This window comes from Stenotrophomonas sp. YIM B06876 (assembly GCF_030711595.1).
Lineage (GTDB): Bacteria > Pseudomonadota > Gammaproteobacteria > Xanthomonadales > Xanthomonadaceae > Stenotrophomonas.
Map to the genome: position 1 here is coordinate 1 of NZ_JAUJUJ010000242.1, position 1,212 is coordinate 1,212.

At 62.5% G+C, this 1,212-nt stretch carries 1 protein-coding gene; it reads right to left on the minus strand.

All coding sequences use genetic code 11. From position 1 onward, the window contains the following. Positions 1–874, minus strand: an 874-nt coding sequence (locus tag QZH66_RS16425; protein WP_305806946.1) for an Ig-like domain-containing protein, incomplete at its 3' end; no start/stop codon positions are given. Between the last annotated feature and the right edge of the window lie 338 nt (positions 875–1,212).

Consider the following 1,212-nt stretch of genomic DNA (forward strand, 5'->3'; position numbering starts at 1 on the left):
GCAAGATGGCATGGCCGTCGACGCCTTTGAGCAGCGGAATGTCGGCCAGGTGGGTGTTGGTACTGTTGGGATCGTCCGTGCGGTCCGTGGTCACAGGGGCAATGGTGGTGATGGTCGAGCCATCGGCTGCCGTGCTGGTGCTGACCTGGGCGCCGTCGATGGTGTGCGAAGGGGAGGGTGTGCTCGGAACCACAGGGTTGGTGTTGACGGCATAGTTGTTGGAGATGGCGATACCCGATCCGGCATTGCCCGCCCCGTCGCTGACCAGGCTGGTGTCGAGCACGACCAGGTTGGTGGGGCCGGTAACAGAGGCCGTTGGCGTCAGGGTGGCGGTCCAGGTCTTGCCGCCGTCGATGCTGATCAGATCTGACAGCGTACCGTTGGCAACGCTCAGCTTCGACAAGTTGAAGCCGCTGACCGCTTCGCTGAAGGCAATGGTCACGGTGGTGGTCTGGCCGATGCCCAGGTTGTTGTCGGCCACCGAGATGGTCGCGGTCGGGCGCTGGGTGTCGATGCTGTAGTTGTTGGAATCGGTGGTGCCGCTGCCAACGTTGCCCGATGCATTCTGTACACCACTGTTGTCCAGGCTGATGACGTTGCTGGAGTCGGTGACATTGCTGCTCGGCGTGAACGTCGCGGTCCAGGTGATACCGCCGTCGCTGGAACTGACAGTGCTCAGGGTGCCGTTGGAAATCGTCAGGTCGGCATTGGCAAAACCGGTCACCGCCTCGCTGAAGGTGATGGTCACCAGGGAATTCGCGCCGGCATTCAGCGTCGGGTTCGCCACCACGATGGTAGCGGTCGGCTGCACCGTATCGATGGTGAAGTTGGCCGAGGTGGTCACACCCGTGCCGGCATTGCCNCAGGTCGGCATTGGCAAAACCGGTCACCGCCTCGCTGAAGGTGATGGTCACCAGGGAATTCGCGCCGGCATTCAGCGTCGGGTTCGCCACCACGATGGTAGCGGTCGGCTGCACCGTATCGATGGTGAAGTTGGCCGAGGTGGTCACACCCGTGCCGGCATTGCCCGCCAGGTCCGTATAACCGGTGTTGTTCAGGATGATCAGGTTGGTAGTGTCGTGAACGTTGCTGGTCGGGGTGAAGGTCGCAGTCCAGGTGGTGCCGCCATCGCTGCTGCTCACCGTGCTCAGGGTGCCGTTGGGTACGCTCAGGTCGCTGTTGTCGAAACCGAGCACCGCCTCGCTGAAGGTA